We start from the raw sequence: 15,158 nt of genomic DNA on the forward strand, positions 1-15,158 counted from the left end.
GCTAGTTGTCGGGCGAGGAGGCCGCGAGGCTTTCGAGGATGGCGGGGAAATCAAAGCGCTGCGCCGCCGCGTCCAGGGCCTGCAGCGCATGGCGTGATTCGGGGTGGCTGGCCTGCGCGGCCGCCAGCCGCTTGCGCAGGCCGGCGCCATCGCCAAAGCGCGCCAGCCGCGTCAAATCCGCATGCAGCTCGGGCGGCAGTGGCGCTGGAGCTTGCAGCTCTTGCGGGCTGGGCGGCAGTGTGGCGGGGGCCGGGGGCGCAGCCGCGTCTTCCAACCATTCCAGCTTCAGCAGCCAGGCCAGGGTGTCCATCAGCTCGGACTCCAGCACCGGCTTGCCGACAAAGGCCTGGCAGCCAGCGCGCTCCAGCTGCTCAGGCTGGTTCTCAAACAGGTCGGCCGAGACGATGACGATCGGCAGGTGCACGGCGCTGTACTGCTGGCGTACCAGCGCGGCGGTCTGCCAACCGCTCAGGTCGTCCATGCTCAAATCCAGCAGCAGCGCATCAGGGGGAGCATCGCGGATGATCTCCAGGCACTCCTGGCCGCTGGCGGCCTCCAGCACGGTAAACCCCAGCGGGATCAGCACCCCGGCCAGCAGCTGGCGGTGGATGGGCTGGTCATCGACCACCAGCAAGGTTCTGCGCGGCCCCAGGTAGCCGCCGATAAAGGGCCGCGCCTGCAGCTGCCCGGCTAGCGCGCGTGGCGGGTTGTGTACCTCGCTCAGGTACAGCCGTACCGAGAAGGTGCTGCCCTGGCCGGGTGTGCTTTGCAGCTGCAGCTCGCCGCCCATCAGCAAGGTCAGCATGCGGGTGATGGTCAGCCCCAGGCCGGTGCCGGTGCTGGCCGCGCGGCGCCCGGCGCTGCCCCGCTCAAAGGGCATAAAGATGCGCTCATGGTCCTGCGGCGCAATGCCGATGCCCGTGTCGCAAATGTCAAAGCGCACCACATCGCTGTGGCAGTTGACCTGCAGGCGGATGCTGCCGCTGTCGGTAAAGCGGATGGCATTGCCCAGCAGGTTGATCAGAATCTGCCGCAGGCGCTTGGCATCAGCCCGCACCCAGGGCGGCATGCGGCCCTGGGTCTGCAGCGTAAATGCCAGGCCCTTGGCCTCGGCCTGGGGCCGCACCATGCGGTTCACGGCCTCCAGAAACTCGGGGAACTGCAGCGGCGCCGGGTCCAGCCGCAGGCGCCCGGCCTCGATGCGCGCCAGGTCCAGCAGCTCGTCGATCAGCGAGTGCATGTGCTGGCCGCTGTGCAGCATGGTGCTGATGTGCTCGTTAGCGGGGCCGGGCAGATCACTGCGCCGCAGCAGCAGCTGGGCGTAGCCCAGGATGCTGGTGAGAGGCGTGCGCAGCTCATGGGCCATGCCGGCCACATAGCGCGACTTGGCCTGGTTGGCCGCCTCGGCATGCTCCTTGGCCGCTTGCAGCTGCGCATCGGTGCGCTGGTGGGCCTCAATTTCTTGCATCAGCATATGGGTCTGGCGCTCCGATTCCTCGCGCGCCATGCGCCGGCTGTCCTTGGCCAGCACCAGCCACCAGGCATACAGCGCGCAGAGCAGGGCCAGCAGCGAGAAGGCGCGCACAAAGGCCCAGCGCAAATCCGTCTGCCCGGGCGACAGGCTTTGCTGCATATAGACCACGAACAAGGCCAGCGCCATGGGGCTGGCCAGCAGCAGCACCGTGCCCGCATAGGAGGCCAGCCGAAAGTTGATGCTGCGCTGGATGCGCAGCGGCAGCAGGCTTTCGTAGAGGCTGCGCCACTGCACCTGCGCCCGCGCGGTGCTGGGCTTGCAGCGATCCTGGCAGCGCGAATCGAGCGAGCAGCACAGCGAGCAGATCGGCGCGCCATAGGCTGGGCAGCCGGCCATGTCGGCGCGCTCGAACTGGTTTTGGCACAGGGCACATTGCAGCTCGGGGGCGTCAAACACCTCGGGCGTGCGGGCGATGTACCAGCGCCCGCGCGTGAGCCAGGCCAGCAAGGGCGATACCAAGAGCGCAATGGCCAGCGCGATATAAGGCGCAAAGGCGCTGGCCAGCTCGCCCAGCAGGCCGCTGTAGGCAATGCCGGCAGCCACCGCGGCAATGCCCATGGCGCCCAGGCCCACGGGGTTGAGGTCGTGCAGATAAGCGCGGCGGAACTCGGTGCCCGGCGGGCTCAGCCCCAGCGGCTTGTTGATGACCAGATCCGCCACCAGCGCGCCCACCCAGGCCACCGCAATATTGCTGTAAATGCCCAGCACCTTCTCCAGCGCGCTGAACACGCCCAGGGTCATGATCAGCATCGCGATCATCACGTTGAACACCAGCCAGACCACGCGGCCCGGGTGGCTGCGGGTGATGCGTGAGAACACATTGGACCAGGCCAGCGAGCCGGCATAGGCATTGGTCACATTGATCTTGATCTGCGCCATGACCACAAAAATCAGCGTCACCCAGAGGGCGGTGCCCGGGTCCTGGAAGATCTTGCCAAAGGCCGTCAGGTAGAGGTGGGTGGGGTCGGAGGCTTCGGCCACCGTCGAGCCAAACTGCAGCGCCACATAGGCCAGGTAGGCGCCGCCCAGCATGCGGACTGCGCCCATCAGGATCCAGCCTGGCCCGCCCATCAGCACGCAAAACCACCAGCGGCCCCGGTTGGCCGCGGTCTTGCGCGGCATAAAGCGCAGGTAATCGACCTGCTCGCCGACCTGCACGATCAGCGCAAAGATCACGGTGCTGGCCGAGCCAAAGTAGAGCCAGTTGAAATCGGCGCTGCCCGAGGTGAGGCCCGACAGGCCCGGCAGCTCCTGCACAAACTGTGGCTGCTGGAAGGCCAGCCACAGGTAGGGGGCCAGCAGCATCAGCGCCCACACCGGCTGGGTCCAGGCCTGCAGCTTGGAGATAAAGGTGACGCCATACAGCACCATCGGTATCACCACCAGCGCGCACAGCACATAGCAAACCACCAGCGGCCAGCCCAGCGCCATCTGCACCGCCAGCGCCATGATGGCCGCCTCCAACGCAAAGAAGATAAAGGTGAAGGTGGCGTAGACCAGCGAGGTGATGGTCGAGCCCAGGTAGCCAAAGCCGGCGCCCCGGGTGAGCAGGTCCATGTCCAGCCCATAGCGCGCCGCATACACCGAGATGGGCCAGGCGGTCAGAAAGATCACGATGCCCATCACCGCAATCGCCCAGGCCGCGCTGCTGAAGCCATAGGCCAAGGTGATGGTCGCGCCAATCGCCTCCAGCGCCAGAAAGGACAGCCCGCCCATCGCCGTGTTCAGCAGCTGCCATTCGCTCCAGCGCCGTGCCTTCTGCGGCGTAAAGCGCAGCGCGTAGTCCTCCATGGTTTCGTCAGCCACCCAGGCGTTGTATTCGCGGCGGATCGGGAAGATCTTTTGGGAGGGCTTGTTCATCACAGGCAGCGCACAGGCGCTGTGGGCATGGGATCGGCAGACTAAGCAATATTCAGGCCACGGCAAGGCTGGAGCGGCCGGCGAGGTGCGGCTGGCGAGGTAGGGCTGCATTCGACGTGGACAGCAAAGGTGCCGGCAAGGCTATCCGGTTGTGCCTACGCAGGGGCTACGTCAAATGACGTATGGGTGATTGGGGGCGGCACTTTTAGAGTGACCAACAGGTTTCAACCCGTTATCAGTTCAGTGATCTGAACCACTTGAGGAGAAAAGCATGTCTCAGGATTTCCAACAGTCGCTCCGCCGCCGCCGTCTTTTGCAAGGCCTGGGTGCCATCAGCATGGCAGGGCTGCCTATGCTGTCGCGTGCCCAGACGCCACCCACTGCCCAGGTCAACACCACCAAGCTGGCGGTGACCGATACCGAGGTGGTAGTAGGCCAGTTGCACTCGTCGACCGGCACCATGGCGATCTCCGAGACCGGCTCCATCCAGGCCGAGCAATTGGCCATTGACCAGATCAACGCCATGGGCGGTGTGCTGGGCCGCAAGATCCGCGTGATCAAGGAAGACGGCGCCTCCGACTGGCCCACCTTTGCCGAAAAGGCCAAGAAGCTGCTGATCAGCGACCATGTGGCCACCGTGTTTGGCTGCTGGACCTCGGCATCGCGCAAGGCGGTGCTGCCGATCTTTGAGAAGGAAAACGGCCTGCTGTACTACCCCACCTTCTACGAAGGCCTGGAGCAGAGCAAGAACGTCATCTACACCGGCCAGGAAGCGACGCAGCAGATTCTGTACAGCCTCGACTGGGCCAAGAAGGAGAAGAACGCCTCCAAGGTGTTCCTGGTGGGCTCGGACTACATCTGGCCGCGCACCTCGATGAAGATTGCCCGCAAGCACATCGAGACCTTCCAGAAGGGCAAGGTCGTCGGCGAGGAGTACTACCCGCTCAGCAACACCAACTTCAACTCGCTGATCAACAAGATCAAGGTGGCCAAGCCGGATCTGATTTTTGCAGCAGTCGTGGGCGGCTCCAACGTGGCCTTCTACAAGCAGCTCAAGGCGGCGGGCATCACCGGCGACAAGCAGTTCCTGGTGACCCTGTCGGTGACCGAGGACGAAATGCTGGGCATTGGCGGCGAGAACTTTGCCGGCTTCTACTCCAGCATGAAGTACTTCCAGTCGCTGGACAACCCGAATAACAAGAAGTTTGTCGAAGCCTTCAAGGCCAAGTACGGCCCCAAGTCGGTCATCGGCGATGTGACCCAGGCCGGTTACCTGGGCCCCTGGTTGTGGAAGGCTGCGGTCGAGAAGGCTGGCAGCTTCGATGTCGCCAAGGTCACCGCCGCCTCGCCGGGCATCGAGCTGAACACCGCCCCGGAAGGCTACGTGAAGATCGACGCCAACCACCACCTCTGGAGCAAGTCGCGCATTGCGCAGGGCCTGCCGGACGGGACCTTCAAGGTGGTGTCCGAGTCGCCTGAATTGATCAAACCGGATCCGTTCCCCAAGGGTTACCAGTAAATCTGAACCTTAGGGACGGGCCAGAGGCAAACAGCCCCTGGCCCGCGTTGCCGCCGACCACCCACCCGACACGAGAGCGCCATGACCTTTTCTGAAATGATGAACATCGGGCTGATGCAGGGCTTTGCGGGCCTCAGCTTGTTTGCCGTATTGCTGCTGATGGGCCTGGGCCTGGCGATTATTTTTGGCCAGATGGGGGTCATCAACATGGCGCATGGCGAGTTCATGACCATCGGTGCCTACACCGTGTTCATGGCCTCGACCCTGGTGGAGGCCCATGCCCCGGCATGGATGCCTTACTACTTCCCCTTGTCGATTGCGGCGGCCTTTGTATTTGCGTTTGTGCTGGGCTGGTTGGCCGAATGGGCGTTGATACGCCATCTGTACAAGCGCCCGCTCGATACCTTGCTGGCCACCTGGGGCCTCAGCCTGGGGCTGCAGCAGGTGTTCCGCACGGTGATCGGCCCCAAAGAGGTGAGCCCCACCTTGCCCGAGTGGCTGATGGGCTCCTGGTCGCCCAGCGAGGGGTTGGACATTCCGATCAACGGCATGTTTGTGCTGGCGCTGGCGCTGCTGGTGACGGCCGGCGTGCTGATTGCGCTGTACCGCAGCCGCTGGGGCCTGCGGGTGCGGGCAACGGTCAGCAACCGGGTGATGGCCAATGCCATCGGCATCAACACCAAAAAGACCGACCGCCTGACCTTTGCGATTGGCTGCGGGGTGGCAGGCATTGCCGGCGCGGCCTTCACCACCATTGGCTCGACAGGGCCTACCTCCGGCTCGCTCTACATCGTGGATTCCTTCCTGGTCGTCACCTTTGGCGGCGCGGCCAGCCTGCTGGGCACCGTGGCATCGGCCTTTGGCATTGCCCAGGTGCAGTCGATCAGCGAGTTCTTCCTGAGCGGCTCGATGGCCAAGGTGCTGACCTTGTCCTTCATCGTCGTGGTCTTGATGTTCCGGCCCCAAGGCCTGTTTGCCAGCAAGGTGCGCCGCTAAAGCCGGTGGAAAGGATGACAACCATGAAAGATATGCGTGCTTGGCTGGAGCGAACCGGCCTGGGACATGTGGCACTGCTGGCCGTGGTGCTGATGGTGGTGTTCCCGCTGGCGCTGGATTCGTTCCGCCTGAACCTGGTGGGCAAGTACCTCTGCTACGCCTTTGTGGCCGTGGGCTTGGTGATGCTCTGGGGCTGGGCCGGCGTGCTGAGCCTGGGGCAGGGCGTGTTCTTTGGCCTGGGCGGTTATGCGATGGCCATGTTCCTCAAGCTCGAAGCCTCGGACAAGGCCAGCACCAGCATCCAATCAACCCCCGGCATCCCCGACTTTATGGACTGGAACCAGCTCACCGCGCTGCCACTGTGGTGGACGCCGTTTGAGTACCTGCCGTTTGCGCTGTTTGCCGTGGTGGCAGCACCTGCGCTGCTCGCCTTCATCATCGGTTTTGCGATGTTCCGCCGCCGGGTGGGCGATGTCTACTTTGCCATCATCACCCAGGCCGTGGCGCTGATTCTCACGGTGCTGATCATCGGCCAGCAGGGCTACACCGGCGGCGTCAACGGCATGACCGATCTGCGCACCCTGCTGGGCTGGGACATCCGTACCGACAGCGCCAAGTACATCCTCTACTACGTCTGCTGCGGTCTGTTGCTGCTGTCCGTCGTTGCCTGCCTCTGGATCCAGAAAAGCAAGCTCGGCACCCTGTTGCTGGCGATGCGCGACAAGGAGGACCGCGTGCGCTTCTCCGGCTACGACGTGTCGATGTTCAAGGTGTTTGTGTTCTGCCTGGCCGCTGCGATATCGGGCATTGGCGGCGCGATGTTTGCGCTGCAGGTGGGCTTTATGTCGCCCTCCATCGTCGGCATTGTTCCCTCGATCGAGATGGTGATCTTTGCTGCTGTTGGTGGCCGCATGAGCCTGGTGGGTGCCGTCTATGGCGCGCTGCTGGTCAACTTTGGCAAGACCTATTTCTCCGAGACCTTCCCGGATCTTTGGATGTTCTGCATGGCCGGCCTGTTCATCGTGGTGACCATGTTCTTCCCCAATGGCCTGGCGGGCCTGTATGCCAGCAAGGTCAAGCCCATGCTGGCGCGGCGTGCCGCCAAATCGGCCAGCACGCCAAGCCAAGGCGCTGGCCCTTCCATCACCAAGCCCGCAACCCCCAGCAGCAAAGCCCAGGAGCCGGTCGCCGGCAAGCCTGCTGCCGAAGCCGTCTGAACCAGGAGCGCGCAATGAGCAATACCGACTTTGCACTGGCTGTTGAAGGTTTGACGGTCTCCTTTGACGGCTTCAACGCCATCGAGGACCTGACCCTGTATGTGGACAAGAACGAGCTGCGCGTGATCATCGGCCCCAACGGCGCCGGCAAGACCACCTTGCTCGACCTGATCTGCGGCAAGACCAAGGCCAGCAGCGGCAGCATCAAGTTCCAGAACGAAGAGCTGACGGGCATGGACGAGTACCTGCGCGTGCGCAAGGGCATCGGCCGCAAGTTCCAGACCCCGTCAATCTACGAGAACCTGTCGGTCTTCAAGAACCTGGAGGTCTCCTACCCCGAGGGGCGCTCGGTGTTTGGCGCGCTGCGCTTTCAGTGCAGCCCGGCCGTGCAGCAGCGCGTGCAGGCGGTGGCGCAGGAGATTGGCCTGGACCATGTGTTGGAGATGGAATCGGGCCTGCTGTCGCACGGGCAAAAGCAGTGGCTGGAGATTGGCATGCTGCTGATGCAGGAGCCCGAGCTGCTGATGCTGGACGAGCCGATTGCCGGCATGAGCGCGCGCGAGCGCGAGCTGACGGCCGATCTGCTCAAGCGCATCTGCGTGGGCCGCTCGGTGATCGTGATCGAGCACGACATGGAGTTTGTGGCCCGCATTGCGCACAAGGTCACCGTCATGCACCAGGGCAAGATTCTGGCCGAAGGCTCGATGGAGGCCGTGCAGTCCGATCCCAAAGTCATCGATGTCTACCTGGGCCACTGAGGAGCCGCATATGCTGAAAGTCAACGATATCCACGTGGCCTACGGACAAAGCGAGGCGCTCCACGGCATCTCCTTCGAAGGCCGTCCCAACGAAACCCTGGCCATCATGGGCCGCAACGGCATGGGCAAGACCACCTTGTTCAAGGCGCTGATGGGCGTGCTGCCGCTCAAGAGCGGGGCGGTGCAGGTCGCCGGCCAGGATGTGTCGCGCGACGAGAGCTATCTGCGCGTGGCCAAGGGCATTGCCTATGTGCCCCAGGGCCGCATGATCTTCCCGACCCTGAGCGTCGAGGAGAACATCGAAACCGGTCTGGAAAACGCCAGCGACCGCAAGATCCCGGACGAAATCTATGCGCTGTTCCCCGTGCTCTGGGACATGCGCCGGCGCAAGGGCGGCAACCTCTCGGGCGGGCAGCAACAACAGCTGGCCATTGCCCGCGCGCTGGTCACCAACCCCAAGGTGCTGCTGCTCGACGAGCCTACCGAGGGCATCCAGCCCTCCATCATCAAGGACATCGCCAAGGCGCTCAACGAGATCCGCAAGATGCGCGAGATCACCATCGTCGTTTCCGAGCAGGTGCTGCATTTTGCGATGGATGTGGCCGACCGGCTCTTTGTCATCGAAGGCGGGCGCATCGTACACGAGACCGACCGCGCCAACACCAACGAGGCCCACATCAAGTCCTATCTGTCGGTTTAGGTCCTTGCGCGGTCGGCCGCTGGCACTGCGCTGCCGGCCCGCATTTTTCTGTTTCATTGACTGCATCACAGGAGCTGCACATGCCCGAAACCCTGATCAAGGTTGACCTGTCCCAACCGGCCCCCTCCAACGAGAAGGTGCACAACCGCTGGCACCCCGATATTCCGATGGCCTGCTGGGTGAACCCCGGCGATGACTTTGTGCTGGAGACCTACGACTGGACGGGGGGCTTTATCCAGAACAACGACAGCGCCGACGATGTGCGCGATGTGGACCTGACCACAGTGCACTACCTGTCGGGCCCGGTGGGCGTAAAAGGGGCCGAGCCGGGCGACCTGCTGGTTGTGGACCTGCTCGACATCGGCGCCAAGGACGAGAGCCAGTGGGGCTTTAACGGCTTTTTCTCGCAGAAGAACGGCGGCGGATTCTTGACGGACCACTTTCCGTCGGCACAAAAATCGATCTGGGATTTCCAGGGCATGTTCACCACCTCACGCCACATCCCCGGCGTGCGCTATGCCGGTCTGATCCATCCCGGTCTGATCGGCACCTTGCCCGATCCCAAGATGCTCGACATCTGGAACACCCGCGAGCAGGCGCTGATCGACACCAACCCGGACGGCAACCTGGCCAACCCGCCGTTTATGGCGACCGCGCACATGGGCCAGCTCAAGGGCGAGGCGCGCGACAAGGCGGCCGCCACCGGTGCCCGTACCGTGCCCCCGCGCGAGCATGGCGGCAACTGCGACATCAAGGACCTCTCGCGCGGCTCCAAGATCTTCTTCCCGGTCTATGTCGATGGCGCCGGCCTGTCGGTCGGCGATCTGCACTTCAGCCAAGGCGATGGCGAAATCACCTTCTGCGGCGCGATCGAAATGGCCGGCTGGGTGCACATGAAGGTGTCGATCATCAAGGGCGGCATGGCCAAGTACGGCATCAAGAACCCCATCTTCAAGCCCAGCCCCATCGTGCCGACCTACAACGACTATGTGATCTTTGAAGGCATCAGCGTTGACGAATCAGGCAAGCAGTACTACCTGGATGTGAACGTGGCCTACAAGCAGGCCTGCCTGAACGCCATCGAGTACCTGAAGAAGTTCGGCTACTCCGGCGCCCAGGCCTACTCCATCCTCGGCACCGCCCCGGTGCAGGGCCATATCAGCGGTGTGGTGGATGTGCCCAACGCCTGCGCCACCCTGTGGCTGCCCACGCAGATCTTTGAGTTCGACATCAACCCCAATGCCTCCGGCCCGGTCAAGTACCTGGATGGCAGCATCGACATGCCCATCTCGTACGACAAGTAAGACGCTGGCTTGCGCGGGCCGCAGCGCCGGCCCGCTTTTATCTTTTTGTGCAGGAGACTTTGATGCCCACCTATGACTACGCCTGCCAGCAATGCGGCGAGTTCGACGCGCTGCGCCGCCTGGCCGACCGCAATCTTGCCTGTGCTTGCCCGCAGTGCGGCGCCGCCGCGGAGCGCGTCATCACCCAGGCCCCGCGCCTGGCCTGCACCTCCCCCCAGCAGCGCCGCGCCGCCGAGGTCAACGAACGCGCTCGCCATGCGCCGCGCATGTCGCGTGACAACGACCCTGCTGCGGGTAGCTATGGGCGGCTGCGGCATCCGAGTGGGTGTGGGTGCTGCAGTGGGGGTGCGAAGACTGGCGCCGCTGCGGCAGCGGCGCAGCCGGCGCTGAAAAGCCAGGTGGGGAATCGGCCTTGGATGATTAGCCACTGAGGCGTGACTCCGCGACCTCCCGGCAACGGGGTGCGGCGTTTATCCCCGCTATTCGCCGCAGTTTGTGCGGCGAATAGCGCTTGCCGTCCAACGCTTGCATGCGGTCCAAGAGAAAGCCTCCCTGGCGCGTATAGACGCCAAGGAGGCTGAAAGGCTTTCAGGCGGCTCAACGAATGATGGACCCCGCGCGCTGCGGAGCCCAGGCCGTTTAGGCGGCGTCTTTTTTGTTCCTGCGGCGCAGGCCCAGCCAGGCGGCCAGGCCCAGTACGCCCAGCGAGGCTGCACCTGCGGCTCCTGCAATGGGCACGGGCACGGCGGCAGTGGGAATCACCGGTGGCGCAGTGACGCCAGCGCCTGTGACCGTGACCGATCGCGTCGTGGTCACAGGGGCGGTGAATGGGAAGGTCAGCGTGGCATTGGCCGCGCCAACCTGGGTAGGCGCGTATTGCAGCGTGACCGTGCATGCGCCCGCTGCCGGCAAGGTGGTGTTGGAGCAGGTGTCGGCTGTCAGGCTGAACTCTGCGCCCAGACTGTGGATCAGGCTGGCCACATCCAAAGGCAATGAGCCCACCCCATTGCTCAGGCTGATGGTTTGCTGCGCCGTATTGCCCACGGTGACGTTGCCAAAATCCAGAGCCGTCGGGCTGATCGCAAAATCTATTGCTGCCACCTCCAGGCGCAGGCTGGCCTGGTTGGTCACGCCGCCTGCCGTGGCGCTCAGCACAATGTCTTGCACATCTCCTGGGTTCGCATCCTGGGCGACCGTGATGTTCACCACCACGGTTTGCGACGCCAATGGGCTCAGTGCTACGGGGGAGGCCGGGCTGACAATGCTGGCGCTCCAGCCTGCTGGCAAGGTATTGAGCGCCAATTCAGCGTTGACATCACTACCGGCATTGAAGTTTTGAATGCTGAAGCTGCGTGTGATGGTTTGGCCAGGGACTACGGCGTCATTGGCCGGGGCAAAGACTTGCAAGGCGCCGGGGTCCGACCAGATTTCGGTGGCCTCAACGGCCCAGCGTGCGCCGGGTGCCAGGCTGGCTCTGTTCCATTGCAGGTAATAGCCTGCGTCTCGGTAGTTTGCATCTGCGGTACTGCTTAGTTGGCCTGCTGCAGCTTGAATGTTTCCAGTGTCAAAGAAACCTGCGAAATATGCGGAAGCGGGCGTGGCTGGGTTGGCATAAAAGCCCATATAGCCGGTTGCTGCAAACGAGTCATTGCTGATGTAGACCATGCTGTTGTTGGCGTCATACCAACTGCGCGCCGAGTCAATGCCACCGAAGTAGCTGTCACCGCCATGGAAGAAACGCAGGTCGTTAAAAGTATTGCTGCCTGTGTTCTCCAGTTCCCAGCGCTTGAGAATTTGTCTGTCGCCATTCACATAGCTGAAGATTTGCGTGAATTGCACGCCACTGCTGCCGAGGGTGGTGACGGTGGTGATTGTGTAAGGGTCTCCAGCGGTGCCGCTGCCAGTGCGCACGTTGCTCACGGGGGAGGCAGTCGGGCTCCCTTGGTAGCCGGTGGAATAGCGCTCCAGGGTATTGACACCATCCAGGAAAATCACAGAGCCCCAAGAATACTCGCTGAAATACTGCTGGGCGCGACTGCCTGCCTGGTCAAGCCACACTGCAGGAGTACCTGTATTGGTCACACAGGCCTCCAATGGGTTCGGGGCTGACGCATTAAAGCATTGTGTTTGTGCATAGCTGGCGGCACTGCCTGCTGCCAGACCGGCCAGCATCAGGGTTTGGATAAAAGATCGGGAAACAGACATGAACGGGACTTCTCCATATTAAAAAAGCAATGTGCCCGTAGCGCAGATTCGCGTTGGCGAAGTGGCGACAGGTGGGGCATCAAGGCCGTGACCTTCAAGGCCATGGGCATTTACAACAATGCGACGCCCTTTTTTAACATTCTGTTAACTGTTGATCTATCCCTAAGTTCAGGTAATTTGCAGCCTCATTCCTTCTCTTTGCGGCCATTTCAGCATTCAAAAACTACCAGTGAATCTGTGGCGCTTGTATTCGCTGGGTGTGGTTGTGTGTGGGCCCAATGGAATCTGCCCGTTTTAATAGACAGTCTTTAACTTCCTGCGCGAAGTTGTTCATAGTCAATGGCTCATCGTCATCCCGGCGTGGCGCCACCAAGTCTCTCATTCTCATTTGCCGCGGTCTCGGTATTCTTTGGCTGCTGTTGGCCGCCATACCCATGCGCAACATATTCTCTCCAACGCCCTCGTTTCAGGAATGGCGACATGGCAGCTTTTAGTGGGCCCGCTGCGAATCGGGCTCTGGCGTTCTGGCATTTTTTTTTTTGGAAAATGCGGCAAGAGCCCCGGTCACCGCATTGCACAAGGTCACTGGCTGATTAGGCCACCGGCTGAAAATCGCGAATGAGCGAACCTCTGTTTCTGGCCGTTCTTCGGTATTCAAAATCAAGTTCGCACTAGCCGCGCTAGGGACCCTCTGCAAAACTCCCTGCCGTGGTCTGAACGCGGACTCGGGCGATCCGCTGCGTTGTCTTCCTTGTCAATAGCTACGGCTATTGACTGCAAAAGACGCCTTGCGTCTCATCCCGATCCGCGTCCATCCCGCTTGGCGAGGGTTTTGCAGAGGATCCCTAGATGGTCGATTCGTCGGCCTGCCGAAGCAACAAAGAGTGACCAGCAGATTTACAACGACCCGGCCCATCCATGCGGTGATTACAAACGCTATTCACTGCAAATCTTGCGGCGAATAGCGCAGACAAAGCATCGAATACGACGAGAGGGAGTCGGCTCCCATGCGCCCAGTAAAAAACCTCCCTGGCACGGTCAAGCGCCAGGGAGGCTTTACAGCCTTGCAGCTGTCAAAGGCTGTGATGCGCCCCGCGTGCTGCGGAGCCCAGGCCGTTTAGGCCGCGTCTTTCTTGTTCCTGCGGCGCAGGCCCAGCCAGGCGGCCAGGCCCAGTATGCCTAGCGATGCCGCACCTGCGGCACCGGCAACGGGAACAGGCGTTGGCGCTGTGGGAACGACTCCACCCTGTAGCGACGTGGGAATGGTTCTGACGGTATCGCTGGTTGCGGTATCGGCCAGCGTCGCGGTGACTTCGCAAGTCCATTGCTGGTTGGCTGGCAACGGTATGGCGATGTTGACCGGTGAAGCAGGCCCTGCTGCACTCCCGCTAGCACTACCTCCAGCCGAGCCAGTGCACGTGACCTCGTACGCACTGACGGCGTAGCCGGGAGGCATGGTCATGGGGGCTTCCACCGTCACGCCTGTCGCGCTGATGGCGGTGATCTGTGCAGTGCGAGCGGAGGCGTATCCCAGACTCAGAAAAAGCGTCCCATTCTGTGGAAGGCGGGAAGGAATATCAGAGAAATTCGTACCGCCGACGGGACCTCCATTGGGGGTAAAACTCACATTCTCTACTCGGCCCGATGCGCAAGAGTCGCCGTTGTAGCCTCCCTCTGAGCCATTCACAGGTGGCGTGGTGTTGGTTGCACGGCCTTGCAAGGCGATAGTGGGCGAGCCGGCATAGGTTCCGCCATTCGCGCCCCCGCCACCATCATTGGTGGTGCTGAGGTCTATGTCTTCGCCATTGCCGGCAGACGGGGCTGGGGATTCGCATAAATCAGTAATCGCTGCTTTTTGGATTGATAGCAAAGGTATTTCCTCGTTCACGGAGATCACACCTCCAGCGCCCAGCGAGCCTCCTCCACCTCCACCCCCTCCGCCTCCGGCGCGAGCCCAGGTGACAGTGCCGTTGATATTCATAGACGAGGCACCTCCTCCCCCACCGCCGCCCCCGCCAAGGCCTCCGCCGCCACCCGTGCCACCATTGCCTGCACCGGAGCCACCTGCACCTCCCGCACTGGGCGATGCGGATGCATTAACACCTTGTGCACCGGAGGCGCCCCTCACCAAGCTCACCGCATCCCCAGGAGCAACCTGTACTAGTCCGCTGACACCGGCACCATTGCCGCCCCCGCCGCCGCCGTATGACTGAGGTGATGGGGTGGCCAAACCACCGGCGCCCCCTCCAGCGCCTGCGATCCAGAAAATAACCTCATTCATGCCACTCGGCACTTCGCAGCTGAACGATGCTGCGGAGACTGGGCCACTCACGCAATCGGCTGCCAGCGCATATGGCGCGGCGCCTGCCAGCGCAAGTGCGGTAGCGGAGCGCAGCCAGTGTTTCTGCAGCGCGTGGTTGAGGAGGGATGGAGCGAATCTAGTCGACATCTAGGCCCTTTCCGCACAGGATTTGTGCTGTAAGTAATTGATTGTCAATGTGTGATTCCGTATGGCAGTTGCTTATCAAAATCAGATGAAAATATACGATAGATATATGCTATTTATTGGGCGTAACTGCTTTTATAGGTTTTGTATAAGATTCGTTCACATTGCTGTGGTGTTGCAGCTACCAAATTAGTAGCTGATGGCGCAAGTAATGGGTAGCTGAAAATATCGTGCTTGAAATGAAAGTAGATGTATCGGTTGTTGTATGCCTGCAGCGGTGCTTTGGGTGTCATGCAGCAATAATTGCTTTGATTTCATGCGGAAAACCGTTCTGGTTTTCTAAAAGTTGCCAGCAGGGTGGCAGATATTCGCAAGCTGTTATATGTGGTATCGATTGGATGATTCGATATTTTTACGGGCGTCAGAGAGTCAACAACCCAGGTAAACAAGGGTTTTGATCAGGAGCAATCGCCAGATGGTTGATGGCGGAAAAGGCCGCCAAAGGCTGCCATGGCGCAGGGATTTGGTATCCAGCCGCTGTGTGGTAATCCGGAAGCGGGCGCACGGTGCCCTTGGTGGCAACAGCGATGCAAGGCCTTATCTGATTGGGTTCTGGGAG

General features: G+C 61.8%; 10 protein-coding genes. 7 read left to right on the forward strand and 3 right to left on the reverse strand.

All coding sequences use genetic code 11. The features are described from left to right. Window position 1 precedes the first annotated feature (1 nt). The gene (locus tag HS961_RS04510) at window positions 2-3,394 is read right to left on the reverse strand and encodes an ATP-binding protein (RefSeq protein ID WP_182326577.1); all 3,393 of its coding nucleotides are present in this window, start codon (window positions 3,392-3,394) and stop codon (window positions 2-4) included. A gap of 271 nt (window positions 3,395-3,665) precedes the next feature. On the opposite strand from HS961_RS04510, the gene urtA reads away from it, so the two are divergent. From urtA to HS961_RS04545, 7 genes are all read left to right on the forward strand, one after another. After that, window positions 3,666-4,913, forward strand: a complete 1,248-nt coding sequence (gene urtA / locus HS961_RS04515) for an urea ABC transporter substrate-binding protein (protein WP_182326578.1) — start codon at window positions 3,666-3,668, stop codon at window positions 4,911-4,913. Between the two features lie 81 nt (window positions 4,914-4,994). Further along, the gene (gene urtB / locus HS961_RS04520) at window positions 4,995-5,909 is read left to right on the forward strand and encodes an urea ABC transporter permease subunit UrtB (RefSeq protein WP_182326579.1); all 915 of its coding nucleotides are present in this window, start codon (window positions 4,995-4,997) and stop codon (window positions 5,907-5,909) included. Between the two features lie 23 nt (window positions 5,910-5,932). Then, window positions 5,933-7,126 carry an urea ABC transporter permease subunit UrtC gene (gene urtC / locus HS961_RS04525; RefSeq protein WP_182326580.1) on the forward strand — a complete coding sequence of 398 codons (1,194 nt, stop codon included), beginning with the start codon at window positions 5,933-5,935 and terminating at the stop codon, window positions 7,124-7,126. Between the two features lie 14 nt (window positions 7,127-7,140). Next, window positions 7,141-7,884: an urea ABC transporter ATP-binding protein UrtD gene (gene urtD, locus HS961_RS04530; RefSeq protein ID WP_182326581.1), complete on the forward strand. Its 744-nt coding sequence runs from the start codon at window positions 7,141-7,143 to the stop codon at window positions 7,882-7,884. Between the two features lie 10 nt (window positions 7,885-7,894). Continuing rightward, window positions 7,895-8,584 (forward strand): urea ABC transporter ATP-binding subunit UrtE, encoded by a 690-nt coding sequence (urtE, locus tag HS961_RS04535; RefSeq protein WP_182326582.1) that lies wholly within the window; start codon window positions 7,895-7,897, stop codon window positions 8,582-8,584. An 80-nt stretch (window positions 8,585-8,664) separates the two neighbouring features. Further along, window positions 8,665-9,888: a formamidase gene (fmdA, locus tag HS961_RS04540; RefSeq protein WP_182326583.1), complete on the forward strand. Its 1,224-nt coding sequence runs from the start codon at window positions 8,665-8,667 to the stop codon at window positions 9,886-9,888. 62 nt (window positions 9,889-9,950) lie between these two features. Next, entirely contained in the window at window positions 9,951-10,319 is a 369-nt protein-coding gene (locus tag HS961_RS04545; protein WP_182326584.1) for an FmdB family zinc ribbon protein, read from the forward strand. A 208-nt stretch (window positions 10,320-10,527) separates the two neighbouring features. Here the strand turns inward: HS961_RS04545 and HS961_RS04550 are convergent, their stop codons facing one another. Together HS961_RS04550 and HS961_RS04555 are read right to left on the reverse strand one after the other, a co-directional pair. Then, entirely contained in the window at window positions 10,528-11,970 is a 1,443-nt protein-coding gene (locus HS961_RS04550) for a choice-of-anchor D domain-containing protein (RefSeq protein WP_182326585.1), read from the reverse strand. Between the two features lie 1,240 nt (window positions 11,971-13,210). Then, window positions 13,211-13,555, reverse strand: coding sequence for a hypothetical protein (locus tag HS961_RS04555; RefSeq protein ID WP_182326586.1), 345 nt, complete (start codon window positions 13,553-13,555; stop codon window positions 13,211-13,213). Window positions 13,556-15,158: the final 1,603 nt, after the last annotated feature.

It is taken from the genome of Comamonas piscis, from assembly GCF_014109725.1.
Taxonomy (GTDB): Bacteria; Pseudomonadota; Gammaproteobacteria; order Burkholderiales; family Burkholderiaceae_C; genus Comamonas; species Comamonas piscis.

Excerpts from the sequence above, each read along its gene's own strand:
- urtD (WP_182326581.1), top strand. The coding sequence starts at position 7,141 with ATGAGCAATACCGACTTTGCACTGGCTGTTGAAGGTTTGACGGTCTCC.
- urtA (WP_182326578.1), top strand. The coding sequence starts at position 3,666 with ATGTCTCAGGATTTCCAACAGTCGCTCCGCCGCCGCCGTCTTTTGCAA.
- HS961_RS04555 (WP_182326586.1), bottom strand. The coding sequence starts at position 13,555 with ATGACCATGCCTCCCGGCTACGCCGTCAGTGCGTACGAGGTCACGTGC.
- fmdA (WP_182326583.1), top strand. The coding sequence starts at position 8,665 with ATGCCCGAAACCCTGATCAAGGTTGACCTGTCCCAACCGGCCCCCTCC.
- urtB (WP_182326579.1), top strand. The coding sequence starts at position 4,995 with ATGACCTTTTCTGAAATGATGAACATCGGGCTGATGCAGGGCTTTGCG.
- HS961_RS04545 (WP_182326584.1), top strand. The coding sequence starts at position 9,951 with ATGCCCACCTATGACTACGCCTGCCAGCAATGCGGCGAGTTCGACGCG.
- urtE (WP_182326582.1), top strand. The coding sequence starts at position 7,895 with ATGCTGAAAGTCAACGATATCCACGTGGCCTACGGACAAAGCGAGGCG.
- HS961_RS04510 (WP_182326577.1), bottom strand. The coding sequence starts at position 3,394 with ATGAACAAGCCCTCCCAAAAGATCTTCCCGATCCGCCGCGAATACAAC.
- urtC (WP_182326580.1), top strand. The coding sequence starts at position 5,933 with ATGAAAGATATGCGTGCTTGGCTGGAGCGAACCGGCCTGGGACATGTG.